At 68.6% G+C, this 21,669-nt stretch carries 18 protein-coding genes and 2 pseudogenes; 19 read left to right on the forward strand and 1 reads right to left on the reverse strand.

Features of this window, described 5'->3' with window-relative positions; genetic code table 11:
• Window positions 1-58: 58 nt before the first annotated feature.
• The 7 genes from ACYVKF_RS02955 to ACYVKF_RS02985 all read left to right on the forward strand — a co-directional run bounded on the left by ACYVKF_RS02955 (window position 59) and on the right by ACYVKF_RS02985 (window position 13,395).
• Window positions 59-3,937 (forward strand): DNA-directed RNA polymerase subunit beta', encoded by a 3,879-nt coding sequence (locus ACYVKF_RS02955; RefSeq protein WP_460964758.1) that lies wholly within the window; start codon window positions 59-61, stop codon window positions 3,935-3,937.
• Window positions 3,938-4,426: 489 nt separating this feature from the next.
• Window positions 4,427-4,801: a 30S ribosomal protein S12 gene (gene rpsL, locus ACYVKF_RS02960; protein ID WP_056915474.1), complete on the forward strand. Its 375-nt coding sequence runs from the start codon at window positions 4,427-4,429 to the stop codon at window positions 4,799-4,801.
• Window positions 4,801-5,271, forward strand: coding sequence for a 30S ribosomal protein S7 (rpsG, locus tag ACYVKF_RS02965; protein ID WP_056915473.1), 471 nt, complete (start codon window positions 4,801-4,803; stop codon window positions 5,269-5,271). The genes rpsL and rpsG overlap by 1 nt, the downstream gene beginning before the upstream one ends.
• Window positions 5,272-5,388: 117 nt before the next feature.
• A complete protein-coding gene (gene fusA, locus ACYVKF_RS02970; protein ID WP_056915472.1) occupies window positions 5,389-7,503 on the forward strand; it encodes an elongation factor G in 2,115 nt (704 codons plus the stop codon).
• Between the two features lie 120 nt (window positions 7,504-7,623).
• On the forward strand, window positions 7,624-8,820 hold the full coding sequence (gene tuf / locus ACYVKF_RS02975; RefSeq protein WP_460964762.1) for an elongation factor Tu: 1,197 nt from the start codon (window positions 7,624-7,626) through the stop codon (window positions 8,818-8,820).
• 305 nt (window positions 8,821-9,125) lie between these two features.
• On the forward strand, window positions 9,126-11,078 hold the full coding sequence (locus tag ACYVKF_RS02980; protein WP_460964764.1) for a S53 family peptidase: 1,953 nt from the start codon (window positions 9,126-9,128) through the stop codon (window positions 11,076-11,078).
• Between the two features lie 142 nt (window positions 11,079-11,220).
• A complete protein-coding gene (locus ACYVKF_RS02985; RefSeq protein ID WP_460964766.1) occupies window positions 11,221-13,395 on the forward strand; it encodes a PKD domain-containing protein in 2,175 nt (724 codons plus the stop codon).
• A 13-nt stretch (window positions 13,396-13,408) separates the two neighbouring features.
• On the opposite strand, the gene ACYVKF_RS02990 is transcribed toward ACYVKF_RS02985, so the two are convergent.
• On the reverse strand, window positions 13,409-14,749 hold the full coding sequence (locus ACYVKF_RS02990; RefSeq protein WP_460964768.1) for an alpha-hydroxy-acid oxidizing protein: 1,341 nt from the start codon (window positions 14,747-14,749) through the stop codon (window positions 13,409-13,411).
• A 182-nt stretch (window positions 14,750-14,931) separates the two neighbouring features.
• On the opposite strand from ACYVKF_RS02990, the gene ACYVKF_RS02995 reads away from it, so the two are divergent.
• The 12 genes and pseudogenes from ACYVKF_RS02995 (at window position 14,932) to rpsQ (ending at window position 21,548) form a co-directional block, all read left to right on the forward strand.
• Entirely contained in the window at window positions 14,932-15,525 is a 594-nt protein-coding gene (locus ACYVKF_RS02995; RefSeq protein ID WP_460964770.1) for a hypothetical protein, read from the forward strand.
• A gap of 570 nt (window positions 15,526-16,095) precedes the next feature.
• Window positions 16,096-16,404: a 30S ribosomal protein S10 gene (gene rpsJ / locus ACYVKF_RS03000; protein WP_009775966.1), complete on the forward strand. Its 309-nt coding sequence runs from the start codon at window positions 16,096-16,098 to the stop codon at window positions 16,402-16,404.
• 11 nt (window positions 16,405-16,415) lie between these two features.
• Window positions 16,416-17,072 (forward strand): 50S ribosomal protein L3, encoded by a 657-nt coding sequence (gene rplC, locus ACYVKF_RS03005; protein ID WP_056915467.1) that lies wholly within the window; start codon window positions 16,416-16,418, stop codon window positions 17,070-17,072.
• A 5-nt stretch (window positions 17,073-17,077) separates the two neighbouring features.
• Window positions 17,078-17,668, forward strand: a pseudogene (rplD, locus tag ACYVKF_RS03010) (50S ribosomal protein L4); the annotation flags it as partial.
• Window positions 17,669-17,889: 221 nt separating this feature from the next.
• Window positions 17,890-18,195, forward strand: coding sequence for a 50S ribosomal protein L23 (rplW, locus tag ACYVKF_RS03015; protein WP_056915466.1), 306 nt, complete (start codon window positions 17,890-17,892; stop codon window positions 18,193-18,195).
• Between the two features lie 35 nt (window positions 18,196-18,230).
• Window positions 18,231-19,067: a 50S ribosomal protein L2 gene (rplB, locus tag ACYVKF_RS03020; RefSeq protein ID WP_056883298.1), complete on the forward strand. Its 837-nt coding sequence runs from the start codon at window positions 18,231-18,233 to the stop codon at window positions 19,065-19,067.
• An 18-nt stretch (window positions 19,068-19,085) separates the two neighbouring features.
• Window positions 19,086-19,367, forward strand: coding sequence for a 30S ribosomal protein S19 (gene rpsS, locus ACYVKF_RS03025; protein ID WP_056915465.1), 282 nt, complete (start codon window positions 19,086-19,088; stop codon window positions 19,365-19,367).
• Window positions 19,368-19,399: 32 nt separating this feature from the next.
• Window positions 19,400-19,768: a 50S ribosomal protein L22 gene (rplV, locus tag ACYVKF_RS03030; RefSeq protein WP_056917241.1), complete on the forward strand. Its 369-nt coding sequence runs from the start codon at window positions 19,400-19,402 to the stop codon at window positions 19,766-19,768.
• Window positions 19,768-20,598: a 30S ribosomal protein S3 gene (gene rpsC / locus ACYVKF_RS03035; RefSeq protein WP_056915464.1), complete on the forward strand. Its 831-nt coding sequence runs from the start codon at window positions 19,768-19,770 to the stop codon at window positions 20,596-20,598. The genes rplV and rpsC overlap by 1 nt, the downstream gene beginning before the upstream one ends.
• A gap of 1 nt (window position 20,599) precedes the next feature.
• Window positions 20,600-21,019 (forward strand): 50S ribosomal protein L16, encoded by a 420-nt coding sequence (rplP, locus tag ACYVKF_RS03040; protein WP_056915463.1) that lies wholly within the window; start codon window positions 20,600-20,602, stop codon window positions 21,017-21,019.
• Window positions 21,019-21,237, forward strand: a pseudogene (gene rpmC / locus ACYVKF_RS03045) (50S ribosomal protein L29); the annotation flags it as partial. The gene rplP and the pseudogene rpmC, both read left to right, overlap by 1 nt.
• Window positions 21,238-21,257: 20 nt before the next feature.
• On the forward strand, window positions 21,258-21,548 hold the full coding sequence (gene rpsQ, locus ACYVKF_RS03050; RefSeq protein WP_056915461.1) for a 30S ribosomal protein S17: 291 nt from the start codon (window positions 21,258-21,260) through the stop codon (window positions 21,546-21,548).
• Window positions 21,549-21,669 lie beyond the last annotated feature (121 nt).

A 21,669-nucleotide genomic window follows, 5' to 3' on the forward strand; every position in this document is an offset into this window, starting at 1 on the left:
CGCCCCTCCTCCCGACCAACCCCAGATTTAAAGCTAGAGACACGGAAGAAGGAACCACGTGCTCGACGTCAACTTCTTTGACGAACTGCGCATCGGCCTGGCCACTGCTGACGACATCCGTCAGTGGAGCCACGGTGAGGTGAAGAAGCCGGAAACCATCAACTACCGCACGCTCAAGCCCGAGAAGGAGGGCCTGTTCTGCGAGCGCATCTTCGGCCCCACCCGGGACTGGGAGTGCAACTGCGGCAAGTACAAGCGAGTCCGCTTCAAGGGCATCATCTGTGAGCGCTGTGGCGTCGAGGTCACCCGCGCCAAGGTGCGTCGTGAGCGGATGGGCCACATCGAGCTCGCCGCCCCCGTCACCCACATCTGGTACTTCAAGGGCGTCCCGTCGCGCCTGGGCTACCTGCTCGACCTGGCCCCGAAGGACCTCGAGAAGGTCATCTACTTCGCGGCCTACATGATCACGTCCGTCGACGACGAGCAGCGCCACAAGGACCTGCCGTCGCTCGAGGCGCAGATCGAGGTCGAGAAGAAGGAGTTCTCGAACAAGCGCGACTCCGAGGTCGAGGCCCGTGCCAAGCGCCTCGAGTCCGACCTCGCCGAGCTCGAGGCCGAGGGTGCCAAGGCCGACGCGCGCCGCAAGGTCCGCGAGTCCGCCGAGCGCGAGATGAACCAGATCCGCAAGCGTGCGGACCAGCAGATCGAGCGCCTCGAGCAGGTCTGGGACCGGTTCAAGAACCTCAAGGTCCAGGACCTCGAGGGCGACGAGATCCTCTACCGCGAGATGCGCGACCGGTTCGGCCTCTACTTCGAGGGCGGCATGGGCGCCGCGGCGATCCAGAAGCGCCTGCAGACCTTCGACCTCGAGGCCGAGGCGGAGGTGCTGCGCGAGATCATCGCCACCGGCAAGGGCCAGAAGAAGACCCGTGCCCTCAAGCGGCTCAAGGTCGTCACCGCGTTCCAGGTCACGACCAACAAGCCCGACGGCATGGTGCTCGACGCCGTCCCGGTCATCCCGCCGGACCTGCGTCCGATGGTGCAGCTGGACGGTGGCCGCTTCGCGACCTCCGACCTGAACGACCTGTACCGCCGCGTGATCAACCGCAACAACCGCCTCAAGCGGCTGCTCGACCTCGGTGCTCCCGAGATCATCGTCAACAACGAGAAGCGGATGCTCCAGGAGGCTGTCGACAGCCTCTTCGACAACGGCCGTCGTGGTCGCCCGGTCACGGGCCCCGGCAACCGTCCGCTCAAGTCGCTGTCCGACATGCTCAAGGGCAAGCAGGGTCGTTTCCGCCAGAACCTGCTCGGCAAGCGCGTCGACTACTCCGGCCGTTCGGTCATCGTCGTCGGCCCGCAGCTCAAGCTGCACCAGTGCGGTCTGCCCAAGCAGATGGCCCTGGAGCTCTTCAAGCCGTTCGTGATGAAGCGCCTGGTCGACCTCGACCACGCGCAGAACATCAAGTCGGCCAAGCGCATGGTCGAGCGCGCCCGTCCGGTCGTGTGGGACGTCCTCGAAGAGGTCATCACCGAGCACCCCGTGCTGCTCAACCGTGCACCCACGCTGCACCGACTCGGCATCCAGGCGTTCGAGCCCCAGCTGGTCGAGGGCAAGGCCATCCAGATCCACCCGCTCGTCTGCTCGGCCTTCAACGCCGACTTCGACGGTGACCAGATGGCTGTCCACGTGCCGCTGAGCACCGAGGCGCAGGCCGAGGCCCGCATCCTCATGCTCTCGAGCAACAACATCCTCAAGCCGGCCGACGGTCGTCCGGTGACCATGCCCACCCAGGACATGATCATCGGCCTCTACCACCTCACCTCCGAGGTGGAGGAGGGTCGCGGCACCGGTCGCGCGTTCTCCTCGGTCCACGAGGCGCGGATGGCGTTCGACGCGGGCTCGCTCGAGCTCGGCAGCAAGATCAAGCTGCGCCTGGTCGACGTCGTGCCGATCCCGGGCACCGAGCTGCCCGAGGGTGTCGAGGCGGACGCGCAGGGCCAGGTGCCCTCGCTGACGTTCGAGACCACCCTGGGTCGCGCGCTGTTCAACCAGACGCTGCCGGTGGACTACCCGTTCGTCGACGCCGTCGTGGACAAGAAGCGCCTCTCGACGATCGTCAACGACCTCGCCGAGCGCTACAGCAAGGTGCAGGTCGCGGCCAGCCTCGACGCGCTCAAGGAGTACGGCTTCCACTGGGCGACCCGCTCGGGCACCACGGTCGCCATCTCCGACGTCGTGACCCCGCCGCGCAAGCTCGAGATCCTCGAGGCGTACGAGACCAAGGCCACCAAGGTCCAGGTCCAGTACGAGCGCGGTCTGATCACCGACGACGAGCGTCGCCAGGAGCTCATCGAGATCTGGACCCAGGCCACCAACGAGGTCGCCAAGGAGATGGAGGCCAACCTCCCGAAGACCAACACCATCTACAAGATGGTGTCCTCGGGTGCGCGTGGTAACTGGATGCAGCTGCGTCAGATCGCCGGTATGCGTGGTCTGGTGTCCAACCCGAAGGGCGACATCATTCCCCGCCCGATCCGCGCGAACTTCCGCGAGGGTCTGTCGGTGCTCGAGTTCTTCATCTCCACGCACGGCTCGCGCAAGGGTCTGGCCGACACCGCGCTGCGTACCGCCGACTCGGGTTACCTGACCCGTCGTCTGGTGGACGTCTCGCAGGACGTCATCATCCGCGAGGACGACTGCGGCACCGACCGTGGCCTGACCATGCCGATCGCGCAGAAGAACGCGGCCGGTGCGCTGGTCGAGCACGACGACGTGGAGACCTCGGTCTACGCGCGGACGCTCGCCGCCGACGTCGAGAAGGACGGTTCCGTCCTGGCCGAGGCCGGTATCGACCTCGGTGACGTGGTCATCGACGCCCTCGTCGCCGCCGGCGTCGAGGAGGTCAAGGTCCGCTCGGTGCTCACCTGTGAGTCCCACGTCGGCACCTGCGCCGCCTGCTACGGCCGTTCGCTGGCCACCGGCAAGCTCGTCGACATCGGTGAGGCGGTCGGCATCATCGCCGCGCAGTCCATCGGTGAGCCCGGCACCCAGCTGACGATGCGTACCTTCCACACCGGTGGTGTGGCCGGTGACGACATCACCCAGGGTCTGCCGCGTGTCGTCGAGCTCTTCGAGGCACGTACCCCGAAGGGTGTCTCCCCGATCGCCGAGGCCTCCGGCCGCGTCGTGATCGAGGACACGGACAAGACGCGTCGCCTGATGCTGACCCCCGACGACGGCTCCGAGGAGCACGCCTACCCCGTGAGCAAGCGTGCGCGCCTGCTCGTCGCGGACGGCGAGCACGTCGAGGTCGGCCACCAGCTGACGGTCGGTTCCATCGACCCGAAGCAGGTCCTGCGCATCCTCGGCCCGCGTGCGGTCCAGATGCACCTGGTCGACGAGGTCCAGCACGTCTACCGCCAGCAGGGTGTGTCGATCCACGACAAGCACATCGAGGTCATCGTGCGGCAGATGCTGCGCCGGATCACGATCATCGAGTCCGGTGACGCCGACCTGCTCCCCGGTGAGCTGGCCGAGCGTGGCCGCTTCGAGAACGAGAACCGTCGCGTCGTCGCCGAGAACGGTCGCCCGGCCTCGGGTCGCCCCGAGCTCATGGGTATCACCAAGGCGTCGCTCGCGACCGACTCGTGGCTGTCGGCCGCCTCCTTCCAGGAGACGACCCGCGTGCTCACCGAGGCTGCGATGAACGGGAAGTCGGACCCGCTGCTGGGTCTGAAGGAGAACGTCATCCTCGGAAAGCTCATCCCGGCCGGCACGGGTCTCCCGCGCTACCGGAACATCAAGGTCGAGGCCACGGAAGAGGCCAAGGCTGCGATGTACTCGATGCCGAGCTACGAGTACGACTACCCGGTCTTCGGCCCGGGCTCCGGCGAGGCCATCCGCCTCGACGACGCCGAGCTGGGCCTCGACTGAGGTTCCCGCAGAGCGTGACCCGAGGGGGTCGGTCCGGTTCGCCGGGCCGGCCCCCTCGGTCGTGCCGCCCCGCGGCCCCGGACGTTCGCGTGCCGGCCACCCGCACGCCGGGTGGGCGACGCCCGCCGGGGAGCAGGCGGCATACACGGGGCCGCGCCGGTGTTGACCGGGGTGCCGCGCAGCGGGGGAGCGGGCCCATACCGATTTGGTGGGCCACCACGCAGGCGGTATCTTTGAACACTGTGTCTGAGGTCCAAACCTCGGGCACGCCCGCTGGAGCCGCCGCCGTCACCGGCAGGTGGGCCAGCACCACCTCTCGCCGGGCAATCCACGTCAGATCCGCATGGGTCCGTCGTGGGGAGTGCAGGGGGGAGCGCCGAGTCCGACACACCCGAGTGCGGGGGTCGGGCGGAGCACCACACCAAGGAGTGCCGGACGGCTGCTGGTCAGCCAGTCGGCGCAGAACATCAACTACGTACGGAGAACAGGTTGCCTACGATCAACCAGCTTGTGCGCAAGGGGCGTCAGGACAAGGTCACCAAGACCAAGACTCCTGCCCTCAAGGGCTCGCCCCAGCGCCGTGGTGTGTGCACGCGTGTGTACACCACCACCCCCAAGAAGCCGAACTCTGCCCTGCGCAAGGTCGCCCGCGTGCGCCTCACCAGCGGCATCGAGGTCACGGCCTACATCCCCGGCGTCGGCCACAACCTGCAGGAGCACTCGATCGTGCTCGTGCGTGGCGGTCGTGTGAAGGACCTTCCCGGCGTGCGCTACAAGATCGTCCGCGGCTCGCTCGACACCCAGGGTGTCAAGAACCGCAAGCAGGCCCGCTCCCTTTACGGCGCGAAGAAGGAGAAGAAGTAATGCCTCGTAAGGGACCCGCGCCCAAGCGCCCCCTCGTCGTCGACCCGGTCCACAACTCCCCGTTGGTGACCCAGCTGGTCAACAAGATCCTCCTCGACGGCAAGAAGTCCATCGCCGAGACGATCGTCTACGGCGCCCTCGAGGGCGTCAAGGAGAAGACCGGCTCCGACCCCGTGGTCACGCTCAAGCGTGCCCTCGACAACATCCGTCCCACCCTCGAGGTCAAGTCCCGCCGTGTCGGTGGCGCGACCTACCAGGTGCCGATCGAGGTCAAGCCCAACCGCGCGACCACGCTGGCCCTGCGCTGGATGGTCGGCTACTCGCGTCAGCGTCGTGAGAAGACCATGACCGAGCGCCTCATGAACGAGATCCTCGACGCGTCCAACGGCCTCGGTGCCGCGGTCAAGCGTCGCGAGGACACCCACAAGATGGCCGAGTCCAACAAGGCCTTCGCGCACTACCGCTGGTAACAGCACCGGGGTGCCGCGCGCTGCAGACCGCGCGCGCGGCACACCGGAGGTGCGTGGTGCTCACGCGCCACCCGCACCACCACGAATTTTCGTAACGAGCGAGATGAGACGATCACATTGGCACTCGACGTCCTGACGGACCTGACCAAGGTCCGCAACATCGGGATCATGGCGCACATCGACGCCGGCAAGACGACGACGACTGAGCGCATCCTCTTCTACACCGGGGTCAACCACAAGATCGGTGAGACCCACGACGGTGCCTCCACCACCGACTGGATGGAGCAGGAGAAGGAGCGCGGCATCACGATCACGTCTGCCGCCGTGACCTCCTTCTGGGAGGGCACCCAGATCAACATCATCGACACCCCCGGGCACGTCGACTTCACCGTCGAGGTGGAGCGTTCGCTGCGCGTGCTCGACGGCGCCGTCGCGGTGTTCGACGGCAAGGAGGGCGTCGAGCCCCAGTCCGAGACCGTCTGGCGCCAGGCCGACAAGTACGACGTCCCCCGCATCGCGTTCGTCAACAAGATGGACAAGCTCGGCGCGGACTTCTACTTCACCGTCGACACCATCAAGGACCGCCTCGGCGCGGAGCCCCTCGTGCTCCAGCTGCCGATCGGCGCCGAGAACGACTTCGTCGGTGTCGTCGACCTCATCTACCGTCGCGCCCTCGTGTGGCCCGGTGACGCCAAGGGTGACGTCACCATGGGTGCCAAGTACGAGATCCAGGAGATCCCGGCCGACATGGTCGAGAAGGTGGAGGAGTACCGCCACGCCCTGGTCGAGCGCGTCGCCGAGTCCGACGACGTCCTCATGGAGAAGTACCTCGGTGGCGAGGAGCTGACGCCCGAGGAGATCAAGGGCGCGATCCGCAAGCTCACGGTCAACTCCGAGCTCTACCCGATCCTGTGCGGCTCCGCCTTCAAGAACCGCGGTGTGCAGCCGATGCTCGACGCCGTCGTCGACTACCTGCCGTCCCCGCTCGACGTCCCCCCGATGGTCGGCCACAAGCCGAACCACGAGGAGATCGAGATGACGCGCAAGCCCGACACCACGGAGCCGTTCTCGGCCCTGGCGTTCAAGGTCGCGACGCACCCGTTCTTCGGCACGCTGACCTTCATCCGCGTCTACTCCGGCCAGATCTCCAGCGGCTCCGCGGTCGTCAACACGACCAAGGGCCGCAAGGAGCGCATCGGGAAGCTCTTCCAGATGCACGCCAACAAGGAGAACCCGGTGGACGAGGCCCTCGCGGGTCACATCTACGCGGCGATCGGCCTCAAGGACACCACGACCGGTGACACCCTGAGCGACCCGAACGAGCAGATCGTGCTCGAGTCGATGACGTTCCCGGACCCGGTCATCCAGGTGGCCATCGAGCCGAAGACCAAGGGTGACCAGGAGAAGCTCTCCACCGCCATCCAGAAGCTCTCCGCCGAGGACCCGACCTTCCAGGTCCACCACGACGAGGAGACCGGCCAGACCATCATCGCCGGCATGGGCGAGCTCCACCTCGACATCCTCGTGGACCGCATGAAGCGCGAGTTCAAGGTCGAGGCCAACGTCGGCAAGCCGCAGGTGGCCTACCGCGAGACGATCCGTCGCACCGTGGAGAAGCTCGACTTCACCCACAAGAAGCAGACGGGTGGCTCCGGCCAGTTCGCCAAGATCCAGATCTCGATCGAGCCGCTGGACACCGCCGAGGGCGAGCTCTACGAGTTCACCAACAAGGTCACCGGTGGTCGCGTCCCGCGCGAGTACATCCCGTCGGTGGACGCCGGAATCCAGGACGCCATGCAGTACGGCGTGCTCGCCGGCTACCCGCTCGTCGGGATCAAGGCGACCCTGCTCGACGGTGCCTACCACGACGTCGACTCCTCGGAGATGGCGTTCAAGATCGCCGGTTCCATGGCGCTCAAGGAGGCCGTCCGCAAGGCCGACCCCGTGCTCCTCGAGCCGATGATGGCCGTCGAGGTGCGTACGCCCGAGGACTACATGGGCGACGTCATCGGTGACATCAACTCCCGTCGTGGCCAGATCCAGGCCATGGAGGACATCAGTGGTGCCAAGGTCGTCCGCGGCCTCGTCCCGCTGTCGGAGATGTTCGGCTACGTCGGTGACCTGCGGTCCAAGACCCAGGGTCGCGCGAGCTACTCGATGGAGTTTGACTCCTACGCCGAGGTCCCCAAGGCTGTGGCCGAGGAGATCATCAAGAAGACCCGTGGTGAGTGACCGCTAGGATCAACGGTCGAACCACGATCTGACTCACCCCAGCTCCACCCCCATATCGCGTCACGTCCCACCTGGGCACGCGGCGTACCACCAAGTACAGAGTCCTGAGGAGGACACCAAGTGGCGAAGGCAAAGTTCGAGCGGACCAAGCCGCACGTCAACATCGGCACCATCGGTCACATCGACCACGGTAAGACGACGCTGACGGCTGCGATTTCCAAGGTCCTGCACGACAAGTACCCGGACCTGAACCCGCAGTTCGCGTTCGACGACATCGACAAGGCGCCGGAAGAGAAGCAGCGCGGCATCACGATCTCGATCGCGCACATCGAGTACCAGACGGAGGGTCGTCACTACGCCCACGTCGACTGCCCCGGCCACGCCGACTACGTGAAGAACATGATCACGGGTGCGGCGCAGATGGACGGTGCGATCCTCGTGGTTGCGGCCACCGATGGTCCGATGCCGCAGACGAAGGAGCACGTCCTGCTGGCCAAGCAGGTCGGCGTCCCCTACATCGTCGTTGCGCTCAACAAGGCTGACATGGTCGACGACGAGGAGATCATGGAGCTCGTCGAGATGGAGGTCCGCGAGCTGCTGTCCTCCTACGAGTTCCCCGGCGACGACCTCCCGGTCGTCAAGGTCTCGGCGCTGAAGGCGCTCGAGGGCGACGCCGAGTGGGGCCAGTCGGTCCTCGACCTCATGGACGCCGTGGACAACTACATCCCGGAGCCCGAGCGCGAGGTCGACAAGCCGTTCCTCATGCCCGTCGAGGACGTCTTCACGATCACCGGTCGTGGCACCGTCGTCACCGGTCGTATCGAGCGCGGCATCCTCAAGGTCAACGAGGAGGTCGAGATCGTCGGCATCCACACCGGCCCGCCGGCCAAGACCACCGTCACCGGTGTCGAGATGTTCCGCAAGCTCCTCGACGAGGGTCGCGCTGGCGAGAACGTCGGCCTGCTCCTTCGTGGCACCAAGCGCGAGGACGTCGAGCGTGGCCAGGTCATCGTGAAGCCGGGTTCCATCACCCCGCACACCGACTTCGAGGCCAACGTCTACATCCTGTCCAAGGACGAGGGCGGCCGTCACACGCCGTTCTACGACAACTACCGTCCCCAGTTCTACTTCCGTACGACTGACGTGACGGGTGTCGTGCACCTCCCCGAGGGCACCGAGATGGTCATGCCCGGTGACAACACCGAGATGAACGTCGAGCTCATCCAGCCCATCGCCATGGAGGACGGCCTCAAGTTCGCCATCCGCGAGGGCGGTCGCACCGTCGGCGCCGGTCGCGTCACCAAGATCACCAAGTAACACCCGGCGACTTCGCCACCGGTGATCTGACGCGACACCGCACCACCTGGAGGGCCCCGCAGCTTCGGCTGCGGGGCCCTTCGCGTTGCGCTCGGGCCCCCGGGGAGCCTCGTCGTCCGCAAGATGTTCCGCGGACTGACCGAAGATCGTGACATTTGCCATGGGTGGGGCGGTCGAACGGGATGACACTGCGCAGGGGTCGTCGACCGGTCGACCCGGCTCACGACCTCGGAGGTCACATTCGGATGAGAAGTCCCAGCAGGAGTCAGACAGGACTTGCGGTCACGGGGGCCCTGGCCCTCGCGATGGCGGTCCCCACCATCGCGCAGGCCTCGGGGGAGACCAGCCGCCACGTGGTGGGCAGCGCCCCCTCGTGGACGGCGCACGCCCAGCGCGTCGCGCCTGTGGCCTCCTCGGCCACGCAGCACCTCACCTTCGTCCTCAACCTGCGTGACGCCGCCGGCGCCCAGGCGCTGGCCGACGCCGTCTCCACGCCGGGCTCGGCGCAGTACGGCCACTTCGTCTCGGCAGCCTCCTGGCGCTCACGGTTCGCCCCGACGTCGAGCCAGGTCGCCTCCGTGACCAGCTGGCTGCGAGGCCAGGGCTTCACGATCGGCTCCGTGCCCGCCAACCACCGCTACATCGAGGCGACCGCACCGGCCGCCACGGCGCAGAAGGCGCTGGCCACCAAGCTCTCCTCCTTCAGGAAGGCAGGCCAGACGGTCACCGCGCCCACCACGGCATACTCCGTCCCGGCCTCGCTCGCCGGCATCGTCGCGGGCGTCGCGGGCCTGGACACCTCGGCCCGCAAGACGCCGATGCGGGCCGTGCCCGACACGACGGCGCAGCAGCAGAAGGCGGCCGCGCACGCCGCGTCCGCGAGCACCCGGCCCGCCGAGGTGCTGCCGCCGCCGGACGCCGTGTTCCGCAACGCCCGGCCCTGCTCCTCGTACTACGGGGAGAAGATGGCGACGACGCTGCCACAGCTCGTCAAGAACCCGCAGCCGTACGCACCGTGCGGCTACAAGCCGCCGCAGGTGCGGGGCGCCTACGGCACCAACGTGGCCCAGTCCCAGGGGTACGACGGTCGGGGCACCACGGTCGCCGTCGTGGACGCCTACGCGTCGCAGTACATCCTCGGCGACGCCACGCGGTACGCCCAGCTGAACGACCCCAGCCACCCGCTGCGCAGCTACCAGCTCGACCAGAACCTCCCGGCGAACTTCACCCACACCGACGAGTGCGGCGCGAGTGGCTGGTACGGCGAGGAGACCCTCGACGTCGAGGCGGTCCACGCCACGGCACCGGGCGCGAAGATCCTCTACGTCGGCGCCGAGAGCTGCTTCGACGACGACATCAACGCCGCCGTCAACACGGTGGTGGACAACGAGCTCGCCCAGGTCATCACCAACTCCTACGGCGAGACCGATGACGTGGTGGCCCCGGCCGACCTCGTCAACAGCCACCAGACCGCTCTGCAGGCTGCGGCCGAGGGCATCTCGATGGTCTTCTCCAGCGGTGACGACGGCGACGAGATCGCTGCCAGCGGCCAGCGCCAGACGGACTTCCAGGCCTCCGACCCGATGGTCACCGCCGTCGGCGGGACGGCCCTGGCCGTGACGCAGGGCAACGGTTACGGCTTCGAGCAGGGTTGGGGCACCGGCAAGTCCTCGCTCGTCAACGGCGCCTGGTCGCCCAGCAAGCCGGCCTACCTCTATGGCGGTGGCGGTGGCACGACGCACCTGTTCGCCGAGCCGAGCTACCAGAAGCCGGTCGTCCCCGCGGCGTTGGCCAACTACTTCCGCGAGGGCCCGCACCGGGTCGTCCCGGACGTGGCGATGGTCGGCGACCCCAACACCGGGTTCCTCGTGGGCCAGAGCCAGACCTTCCCCGACGGCACCATCAAGTACTCGGAGTACCGCATCGGCGGAACGTCCCTGTCCTCGCCGCTGTTCGCCGGCATGGTGGCGGTCGCCGACCAAGTCAACCGTGGTTCGCTGGGCTTCCTCAACCCGAAGCTGTACTCGCTGTCCGGCACCTCGGCCTTCCGGGACGTCAACCACGGGCGCAGCGTCACCGACGCCGTCGTCCGGGTCGACTACGCCAACGGCTTCGACAGCAGCGACGGCCTGCTCACCTCGCTGCGCACGCTCAACCAGACGGGGACGATCTACACCCGCAAGGGGTACGACGACGTCACCGGCGTGGGCAGCCCGAACGGGATCTCGTTCCTCATGTCGATGGCGCTCAAGCGCTGACGACCAGGACCGCCTGACGACGGCGCGGCGCTCCCCTCGTGGGGGCGCCGCGTCGTCGTGTCCGGTATGCCGCTTGCGCCCCTTCCTGCCTACGCCCGGTGGGGGAGGCGCGAAGTGGGGGCAAGCCCCTACGTTCAGGGACATGACGGGCCGCCTCCGTCGCGTGGTCGTTGCCGCGGCGGTACTCCTCACAGCAGTAGCCCTCCCCGGGTCCTCGGCCCCGGGTGACCCCACCGTGCGGTTCAGCGCCGCAGGGGACTTCTCGTCCTCGGCCGCGGCGCAGTCCGTCTTCAGCACCATCGGCGGCCTGCACAACGACCTGCACCTGGCCCTGGGCGACCTGTCGTACGGCGTCGTCGGCGCCGAGCAGCAGTGGTGCGACCTGGTCAAGGCCGGGGTGGGCGAGGGGTACCCGTTCGAGCTCGTGTCGGGCAACCACGAGAGCAACGGCCAGAACGGCAACATCAACGACTTCTCCGCCTGCCTGCCCAACCAGCTGCCCGGCGCCAAGGGCACCTACGGCCGGCAGTACTTCATGGACGTGCCGCAGTCGGCGCCGCTGGTGCGCTTCATCCAGATCTCCCCCGACCTGCCGTTCCCGGACAGCACCTGGTCCTACGCCGCCGGGACGCCGCGCTACCAGTGGACGGCTGCGGCGATCGACAGCGCCCGGGCCGCCGGGATCCCGTGGGTCGTGGTGTCGATGCACAAGCCGTGCCTGAGCATGGGTGACTACGCGTGCGACCCCGGCGCCGACCTGCTCAACCTGCTCCTGACCAAGCGGGTGGACCTCGTGCTCACCGGTCACGAGCACCTCTACCAGCGCACCAAGCAGCTCGCCCTGCGCACCGGCTGCACGAGCGTGACGCCGGGGACCTTCACCAGTGCCTGCGTCGCCGACTCCGACAGCACGATGCTCAAGGGCGCCGGGACGGTCTTCGCCACCGTGGGCACCGGGGGCATCAACCTGCGCGACGTCAATGCCGCCGACTCCGAGGCGGGGTACTTCGCGACCACCTCGGGCCTGAACCAGAACCCCACGTGGGGGGTGCTCGACGTGTCGGCGACGTCGACCCAGCTCAGCGCCTCCTTCGCGCGGGCCTCCGGCGGCACGTTCGCGGACGCGTTCACGCTGACGGCCGGCCCGCCCCCGCCCAACCAGGCCCCGGTCGCCGTCTTCACCCCGACCTGCGCGCAGCTCGCCTGCACCGGTGACGCGTCGGCCTCGGGCGACCCCGACGGCACCGTCACCGCGTGGGCGTGGCAGTGGGGCGACGGGACGACCGGCAGCGGTCAGACCGCGACCCACACGTATGCCGCGGCCGGCACCTACACGATCACCCTCACCGTCACCGACGACGCCGGAGCGACGGGCACCACCACCCAGCAGGTCACCGTGGCCGCGGCCAACCAGTCACCCACGGCCGCCTTCACCCGGGACTGCGACGACCTCAGCTGTGCGTTCGACGCCGGCCCGTCGACCGACCCCGACGGCACGATCGCCTCGTGGGCCTGGCAGTTCGGTGACGGCGGCACCGCCACGACGGCCTCGGCGGTGCACGCCTACGCCGCAGCGGGCACCTACACGGTCCGGCTCACCGTCACCGACAACCAGGGCGCCACGGGGACGACCACCACCGCTGTCACCGTCACCACGCCACCGCCGCCGGTCACTGTGGTCGCCGCCGATGCGTTCGGCCGCACCCTCGCCAGTGGCTGGGGCACCGCCGACACGGGCGGGGCCTGGACCTCGACCGGGGCCGCGGCCAACCTCTCGGTCGGTGGTGGCTTCGGACGTCTCCGCCTGGCCGCGGGCAGCGGGCAGACCGTCGCGCTCGGTTCGGTGAGCTCGTCGGGGGTGGACATCCTCACGACCTACGCCCTGGACAAGGTGCCCACCGGCAGCGGCCACTACGTCTCGGTGCTCGGCCGCCGCATCAGCACTGCCGGTGACTACCGCGCGAAGGTGCACCTCACGTCCAACGGTGGGGTGGGCCTGTCCCTGCAGCGGGCGACGACGGCAGGCGCCGAGACGGCACTGGCCGCCGAGACGACCGTCCCGGGCGTGACGCTGGCAGCCGGGGACCAGCTCCGGGTGCGGGTGCAGGTCGTCGGGACCTCTCCCACGACCGTCCGAGCCCGGGTCTGGAAGGTGGGGGCCACCGAGCCCGCGACGTGGCAGAAGACGGTCACGGACGCGACGGCCGGATTCCAGGTCGCGGGGAGCCTGGGGTTCTACGGCTACCTCTCGGGATCGGCGACCAACGGCCCGGTCACGATGTCGGTCGACGACCTGGTCGTGAACCCCTCACCCTGACCGCCGCGCGGCCTCAGTCCCCAGCGAGGACGTGGGGGCCCAGCTCGGCCACCGAGCCCACGCCGCACAGCCCCAGCGTGAGGTCCAGCTCCGCCACGACGTTGGTGACGACGTCACGGACCCCGTCCTGGCCGGCGAGGGCCAGCCCGTACACGTACGGGCGGCCCAGGGCCACGGCGTCGGCTCCGGAGGCGAGCGCCTTGACCACGTCGGCACCGGTGCGCACCCCGCTGTCCAGCACCAGCGGCATACCTGGTCCCACTGCTGCGCGGATCGGACCGAGGGCGTCGAGCGAGGCCACCGCCCCGTCGACCTGACGGCCTCCGTGGTTGCTGACCACGATCCCGCCGACCCCCAGCTCGGCGGCGCGGCGCGCGTCGTCGGGGTGCAGGATCCCCTTGAGCAGGATCGGCAGGTGGGTGCGTCGGGACAGGGTCGCGAGCAGGTCCCACGACAGCCCGGGGTTGGAGTAGATGTCCAGGAAGGCCTCCACAGCGGCGCGCGGCGCGGGCGAGCGGAGGTTGTCGCGCAGCGTCCCGGGGTGCTCGCGGCTGATCGACAGCAGCGACCGGATGGCGCCCAGCGTCACCTTCACGTCGTCCGAGCCCTCCGAGCCCCCCGAGCCCCCCGAGCCAGCGGCCTTGGCTGCAACGCGCTCGCGGACGATCTCCTGGAACCGCGGGTCGGAGGTGTACTGCGCGATCCCGATGCCCTGCGAGAAGGGCAGCGACCCGAGGTTGAGGTCCTGGGGACGCCAGCCGAGCATGGTCGTGTCGAGCGTGACGACGATGGCGCTCGCGCCGGCCTGCTCGGCCCGGCCCACGAGGCTGTCGACGAGTCGTTCGTCGGTGGACCAGTAGAGCTGGAACCACCAGGGCGTGTCGCCCAGGGCCGTGGCGACCTCCTCCATCGGGGAGCAGCCCTGGTTGGAGACGATGTAGGGGACGCCCGTCTGCGCCGCCGCGCGGGCGACCTGCAGGTCGCTGCCCCGTGACACCAGGCCGAGCGCCCCGACCGGGGCCAGCAGCAGCGGCGTGGCCAGCCTCGTCCCGAGAAGGGTCGTCGACAGGTCGCGGGTGGTGTGCCCCGAGGCCATGCGCGGCACCAGCCGGCGACGGTCGAAGGCCTCCCGGTTGGCCCGCACGGTGGCGCCCTCCCCGGCGCCACCACCGACGTAGGCCCGGGCGCGCGGGGTCATCGCCGCGCCGGCGCGGCGCTCGAGCTCGGCCGCGTCGGCGGGGACGGCCGGCCGGTGCCCGAGCACCCCGGCGCGGTAGATCAGCCCCTGCCGTCGACGGCCCGCACCCTCGGGTGGGGCGTCCGGGCCGGTGGGGGACTGGGGTGCGGTCGTCATGCGCCGATCTTGTCACCGGCTCGGCGGCCGAACCCGTGTCCGGGCACGGGAACCTGTGCGTCGCCGGCCCCCGCTGACAGGTTCGTGACAGGTGGCGCACTGCTCGCCACAAGGACCTGTGCGCACGGTGGTGGGACGGCGGGACGTCGCAGAGGCCGTCCCCACCACGAGAGGAACCACGCATGTCTCCAGTCCGCACGTCCGTGAAGATCGCCGGCGCCGCCGGGGTGACCGCCATCGCCGCGGGCCTCGGGGCCAGCCAGGCCCTGGCCGACACCAGCACCCCCACCCCGAGCGGGACGACGAGCTCGGCTCCTGCCCAGGGCGACGCCGGCCCGGCGGGGAAGGGCGGACCGGGCGGGCCCGGCACCCGCGGACACGGCCCGGACGGCGCCGACGCGGCTGCCCTGGCGAAGGAGCTCGGGGTCACGGAGGCCAAGCTCCGCACCGCGCTCGACGCCGTCCGTGACGCGAACCGGCCGGCCCGCCCCGCGACGCCGCCGGCCCAGGGCACCAAGCCGACCCCACCGACGGCGGCTGAGCGGACCGCCCACGAGAAGGCCCGGGTGGCTGCCCTCGCGAAGCAGCTCGGCCTCTCCGAGGCCAAGGTCCAGGCCGCCTTCGACGCGGTCAGGGCCGACCACGAGGCGGCCCGCCGCACCGACCTGTCCAGCCGTCTGGACGGTGCGGTCAAGGACGGCAAGCTCACCGCCGCCGACAAGGCGTCTGTCCTCAAGGCCTTCGACGCCGGAGTGCTCGGGGGCCCCCGCCCCTGACGCGGCCCATCCTGTCGCCGACGCCCACCGTTCACCGTGAACGGTGGGCGTCGCGCGTCGGGTTTCGCGTGGACCGTCCACCGTGGTCCGCAGCGGTCGTGGCGGGTGAGCGTGGCCGCGGGATCCTTGACCGTGAACGGGTCCCGCGGCACACGGGGGTCGATCGGTGGGGGGCCGGCAGGGGACTGGTCAGGGACTCGCGGGGGAGGCCGTACAGTGGAGGGACGTGGTGCGACGCGCCACGTGGCACCAGTTGCCGAGCGGCCCGACCTCGATTTGGTAGGTCACGGGGGGCTCTGGCACACTGGACCGGTTGCTTGACGCGCGCCGTTGACCCATGTCGACGCCGCCACCCCCGGTGACACACCTCGAACCGAGTGCCTGAGCGCTCGGGGCGACACTCCAGGGAAGCGCAAGCCCCGGCTCTGCCGGAAACTATTCGATCTGTGTGACCACTGCGTGCGAACGCATGTCGCCGGACCGCGAAGCGGGTGCGACACACCCGACCGCGGGGGTCGGAGAAGACCACAGGGCCGGTTAGATGTTCGGCGAGAGAGAGACGTAACGGAGATGGCGGGACAGAAGATCCGCATCCGCTTGAAGTCGTATGACCACGAGGTCATCGACAACTCGGCGCGCAAGATTGTCGACACGGTCACCCGTGCTGGCGCGACGGTGGTCGGCCCTGTGCCGCTGCCCACGGAGAAGAATGTCTTCGTGGTCATCCGTTCGCCCCACAAGTACAAGGACAGCCGCGAGCACTTCGAGATGCGCACCCACAAGCGCTTGATCGACATCATCGACCCGACGCCGAAGGCCGTCGACTCGCTGATGCGCCTCGACCTGCCGGCTGACGTCAACATCGAGATCAAGCTCTGAGGCTGGCGACAATGACCGACACTGCTACCAAGACCGTGAAGGGTGTGCTGGGCAAGAAGCTCGGCATGACCCAGGTGTGGGACGCCGAGAACCGGCTCATCCCCGTCACCGTCATCGAGGCCGGCCCCTGCGTCGTGACGCAGGTGCGCGATGCCGCCACGGACGGCTATGCCGCCGTCCAGATCGCGTTCGGCGCGATCGACCCCCGCAAGGTGACCAAGCCCCTCACCGGCCACTTCGAGAAGGCCGGCGTGACCCCGCGTCGCCACCTCGTGGAGCTCCGCACCGCTGACGCCGCCGAGTACTCGCTCGGCCAGGAAGTCACGGTCGAGACCTTCGAGGCCGGCCAGGACATCGACGTCACCGGCACGACCAAGGGCAAGGGCTTCGCCGGCGTCATGAAGCGTCACGGCTTCCACGGCGTCAGCTCCTCCCACGGTTCGCACAAGAACCACCGCAAGCCGGGCTCGATCGGTGGCTGCGCCACCCCGGGTCGCGTCTTCAAGGGCATGCGCATGGCCGGCCGTATGGGCGGCGTGCGTCAGACCACCCAGAACCTCACGATCCACGCCGTGGACGTCGAGCGCGGCCTGCTGCTCGTCAAGGGTGCCGTTCCCGGCCCCCGTGGCGGCACCGTCCTCGTCCGCACGGCCGCGAAGGGAGCCTGATCATCATGGCTACCAAGACTGTCGCTGCTGACCTGCCCGCCGAGATCTTCGACGTCCAGGTCAACGTCCCCCTGATCCACCAGGTCGTCGTCGCGCAGATGGCTGCCGCTCGTCAGGGCACGCACTCGACCAAGACCCGCGGCGAGGTCCGCGGCGGTGGGCGCAAGCCCTACCGCCAGAAGGGCACCGGCCGCGCCCGTCAGGGCTCGACCCGTGCTCCGCAGTTCGCCGGCGGTGGCGTCGTCCACGGCCCGCAGCCGCGTGACTACTCGCAGCGGACCCCCAAGAAGATGAAGGCCGCCGCCCTGCGCGGTGCCCTCTCCGACCGGGCCCGCAACGGTCGCGTCCACGTGGTCGACTCGCTGGTGACCGCAGCCGCTCCGTCCACCAAGGACGCTGCCGGCCTGCTGGCCGCGCTGACCACCCGCACCAACGTGCTCGTGGTCCTCGACCGCAGTGACCTCGTGTCGCTGAAGTCGGTGCGCAACCTCGAGGGCGTCCACGTCCTCGCGGCCGACCAGCTCAACACGTACGACGTGCTGATGTCCGACGACGTGGTCTTCACCACGGCGGCCCTGGAGGCGTTCGTCTCCGGTGCGCAGCCGGTGGGTGGCGTCATCGAGATCGAGGTCGAGGCTGCAGAGCCCGCCGCGGTCGAGAAGCCCGCCACGAAGACCGAGAAGAAGGCCGACAAGGCTGAGAAGGCCGACAAGCCCGCAAAGGCTGAGAAGCCGGCGAAGGCCGAGAAGGCCGACAAGCCCGCGAAGACGACGAAGGCTGCCAAGGCCGCCGAGTCTGCGGATGAGGAGGAGGGCAAGTGAGCTCGCTCGCTGCAGGCAAGGACCCCCGCGACATCCTGATCGCTCCGGTCGTTTCCGAGAAGTCGTACTCGCTGCTCGACCAGGGCAAGTACACCTTCATCGTCGACCCGCGGGCCAACAAGACCGAGATCAAGATCGCCGTTGAGCGTGTCTTCGGTGTCAAGGTCGACTCCGTGCACACCCTCAACCGTGTCGGCAAGACCCGTCGCACGCGGTTCGGCATCGGCAAGCGCAAGGACACCAAGCGTGCGATCGTCACCCTCCGCGAGGGCTCGATCGACATCTTCGGTGCCGGCGCCTGACCAGGACGCTGAAGAGACGTTAGGGACTTTCAAACATGGGTATCCGCAAGTACAAGCCGACGACGCCTGGCCGTCGAGGCTCCAGCGTTGCCGACTTCGTCGAGGTCACGCGCTCCACTCCGGAAAAGTCGCTGGTTCGTCCACTGACCAAGTCCGGTGGACGTAACAGCAACGGCCGCATCACGACCCGTCACATCGGTGGAGGTCACAAGCGCGCCTACCGCGTCATCGACTTCCGTCGCCACGACAAGGACGGCGTGCCGGCCAAGGTCGCTCACATCGAGTACGACCCCAACCGCACCGCACGCATCGCCCTGCTGCACTACGCCGACGGTGAGAAGCGCTACATCCTGGCCCCCAAGGGCCTGGAGCAGGGCGCCAACATCGAGAACGGCCCCGGTGCCGACATCAAGCCCGGCAACAGCCTGCCGATGCGCAACATCCCGACCGGTACGGTCATCCACGCTGTCGAGCTCAAGCCCGGCGGCGGCGCGAAGATCGCCCGATCGGCCGGTGTGCGTGTTCAGCTCGTCGCCAAGGACGGCCCCTACGCCCAGCTGCGCATGCCGTCCGGCGAGATCCGCAACGTCGACCTGCGCTGCCGCGCCACGGTCGGCGAGGTGGGCAACGCCGAGCAGTCCAACATCAACTGGGGCAAGGCCGGCCGCATGCGGTGGAAGGGCAAGCGCCCGACCGTCCGTGGTGTCGCCATGAACCCGGTCGACCACCCGCACGGTGGTGGAGAGGGCAAGACCTCCGGTGGACGCCACCCGGTCAGCCCGTGGGGACAGGCCGAGGGCCGCACCCGCCGCCCCGGCAAGCCGAGCGACAAGATGATCGTCCGTCGCCGTCGTACTGGCAAGAAGCGCTGAGAAGGAGCCTGAGAAACCATGCCTCGTAGCTTGAAGAAGGGCCCCTTCATCGACGGCCACCTTCAGAAGAAGGTCGACGTCCAGAACGAAGCGGGCACCAAGACAGTCATCAAGACCTGGTCACGTCGGTCGGTCATCAGCCCCGACATGCTCGGTCACACGTTCGCCGTCCACGACGGCCGCAAGCACGTCCCGGTGTTCGTCACCGAGTCGATGGTCGGCCACAAGCTCGGCGAGTTCGCGCCGACCCGCACGTTCAAGGGTCACGTGAAGGAAGACAAGAAGGGGCGTCGTCGCTGATGGCCGCCCCCACCGAGAACAAGGACAACGTGATGGAAGCCAAGGCGATTGCGCGGTCCGTCCGCGTCACGCCCCAGAAGGCGCGTCGCATCGTCGACCTCATCCGCGGCAAGCAGGCCGTCGAGGCCATCGGCGTGCTGAAGTTCGCGCCGCAGTCCGCGTCCGACCCGATCCAGAAGGTGCTCGAGAGCGCCATCGCCAACGCCCGGGTCAAGGCCGACAAGGCGTCGGAGGCCTTTGACGAGCGCAACCTCGTCATCAGCGCCGCCTACGTCGACGAGGGCCCGACGATGAAGCGGTTCCGCCCGCGTGCCCAGGGCCGCGCGGCCCGCATCAACAAGCGGACCAGCCACATCACCGTGGTCGTCACGCCGAAGACCACCAAGGGAGGCACCCGCTAATGGGCCAGAAGGTCAACCCGCACGGCTTCCGCCTCGGCATCACCACCGAGCACAAGAGCCGCTGGTTCGCTGACTCCACCAAGGAAGGGCAGCGTTACCGCGACTACGTCAAGGAAGACGTCGCCATCCGCAAGCTCATGTCCGAGGGCATGGAGCGAGCCGGCATCTCCCGCGTCGAGATCGAGCGCACCCGTGACCGCGTCCGTGTGGACATCCACACCGCGCGTCCCGGCATCGTCATCGGTCGGCGCGGCGCAGAGGCCGACCGCATCCGTGGCGAGCTCGAGAAGCTCACGGGCAAGCAGGTGCAGCTGAACATCCTCGAGGTCAAGAACCCCGAGGTCGACTCCCAGCTCGTCGCGCAGGGCATCGCCGAGCAGCTCTCTGCTCGTGTGTCGTTCCGTCGTGCGATGCGCAAGGGCATGCAGTCCGCCACCCGCGCCGGCGCCAAGGGCATCCGTGTCCAGGTCTCCGGTCGCCTCGGCGGCGCCGAGATGTCCCGCACGGAGTTCTACCGTGAGGGTCGCGTCCCGCTGCACACCCTGCGTGCGCAGATCGACTACGGCTTCTACGAGGCCCGCACCACCTTCGGTCGCATCGGCGTCAAGGTGTGGATCTACAAGGGCGACGTCACCGCTCGCGAGCTGGCCCAGCAGCAGGCTGCTGCGCCGCGCCCGAGCCGTGGCCCGCGTCGTGACGGCGCCGACCGTCCGGCCCGCGCTCGTCGCGAGCGTCCGGAGGGCACCGCCACCGAGACCGCTGCCGCAGCACCCGCCACCGAGGCCCCGGCCCCGGCAGCCGCTGCCAGCACTGAGGGAGAGCAGTCCTGACATGTTGATTCCTCGTCGAGTCAAGCACCGCAAGCAGCACCACCCGGGTCGCTCGGGCGCTGCGAAGGGTGGCACGAAGATCGCGTTCGGCGACTACGGCATCCAGGCCCTCGAGCCCGCCTACGTCACCAACCGTCAGATCGAGTCCGCTCGTATCGCGATGACGCGTTACATGAAGCGTGGTGGAAAGGTGTGGATCAACATCTACCCCGACCGCCCGCTGACCAAGAAGCCCGCCGAGACCCGCATGGGTTCCGGTAAGGGTTCCCCCGAGTGGTGGATCGCCAACGTCAAGCCTGGTCGCGTGATGTTCGAGATCTCCGGTGTGTCGGAAGAGGTCGCCCGCGAGGCGATGCGTCTGGCGATGCACAAGCTCCCCATGAAGTGCCGCTTCGTTCGGCGTGAGGGTGGTGACATCTGATGGCAGTCGGATCCAAGGACCTGACGTCCGAGAACATGCGTGGTCTCGATGACGAGCGCCTGGTGGACGAGCTCCGCAAGGCCAAGGAGGAGCTGTTCAACCTCCGGTTCCAGTCGGCCACCGGCCAGCTGGACAACCACGGTCGCCTGCGTGCGGTCCGCAAGGACATCGCCCGCATCTACACCGAGCTGCGTGAGCGCGAGCTGGGTATCGGCGCACCCGCGAAGGAGGAGTCGGCATGACCGAGAACGTGAAGGATGAGGCCGTGACGGCTGCAGACCGCAACTACCGCAAGACCCGTCAGGGTTACGTGGTCAGCGACAAGATGGACAAGACCGTCGTGGTCGAGGTCGAGGACCGCGTCAAGCACGCGCTCTACGGCAAGGTCCTGCGTCGCTCGAGCAAGGTCAAGGCCCACGACGAGCAGAACGCCGCCGGCATCGGCGACCGCGTGCTGATCATGGAGACCCGACCGCTGTCGGCCACCAAGCGCTGGCGCGTGGTGGAGATCCTCGAGAAGGCCAAGTAACACCACGACATACCGTCACCACCGCGGCGCCCGGCCACCTGGCCGGGTATGCCGCGGCGGGACGGAAACAAGACCACCCACAGTTCGGCAAGGCTCACCGCGCGTGAGAACCAGCTCGACG

Source organism: Pedococcus soli, from assembly GCF_054782575.1.

Coding starts and splice junctions, on each gene's coding strand:
- rplB (WP_056883298.1), top strand. CDS start 18,231: ATGGGTATCCGCAAGTACAAGCCGACGACGCCTGGCCGTCGAGGCTCC.
- ACYVKF_RS02980 (WP_460964764.1), top strand. CDS start 9,126: ATGGCGGTCCCCACCATCGCGCAGGCCTCGGGGGAGACCAGCCGCCAC.
- rpsJ (WP_009775966.1), top strand. CDS start 16,096: ATGGCGGGACAGAAGATCCGCATCCGCTTGAAGTCGTATGACCACGAG.
- rpsC (WP_056915464.1), top strand. CDS start 19,768: ATGGGCCAGAAGGTCAACCCGCACGGCTTCCGCCTCGGCATCACCACC.
- rplV (WP_056917241.1), top strand. CDS start 19,400: ATGGAAGCCAAGGCGATTGCGCGGTCCGTCCGCGTCACGCCCCAGAAG.
- rpsS (WP_056915465.1), top strand. CDS start 19,086: ATGCCTCGTAGCTTGAAGAAGGGCCCCTTCATCGACGGCCACCTTCAG.
- ACYVKF_RS02995 (WP_460964770.1), top strand. CDS start 14,932: ATGTCTCCAGTCCGCACGTCCGTGAAGATCGCCGGCGCCGCCGGGGTG.
- ACYVKF_RS02985 (WP_460964766.1), top strand. CDS start 11,221: ATGACGGGCCGCCTCCGTCGCGTGGTCGTTGCCGCGGCGGTACTCCTC.
- rpsG (WP_056915473.1), top strand. CDS start 4,801: ATGCCTCGTAAGGGACCCGCGCCCAAGCGCCCCCTCGTCGTCGACCCG.
- rplC (WP_056915467.1), top strand. CDS start 16,416: ATGACCGACACTGCTACCAAGACCGTGAAGGGTGTGCTGGGCAAGAAG.
- rpsQ (WP_056915461.1), top strand. CDS start 21,258: ATGACCGAGAACGTGAAGGATGAGGCCGTGACGGCTGCAGACCGCAAC.
- rplP (WP_056915463.1), top strand. CDS start 20,600: ATGTTGATTCCTCGTCGAGTCAAGCACCGCAAGCAGCACCACCCGGGT.
- ACYVKF_RS02990 (WP_460964768.1), bottom strand. CDS start 14,749: ATGACGACCGCACCCCAGTCCCCCACCGGCCCGGACGCCCCACCCGAG.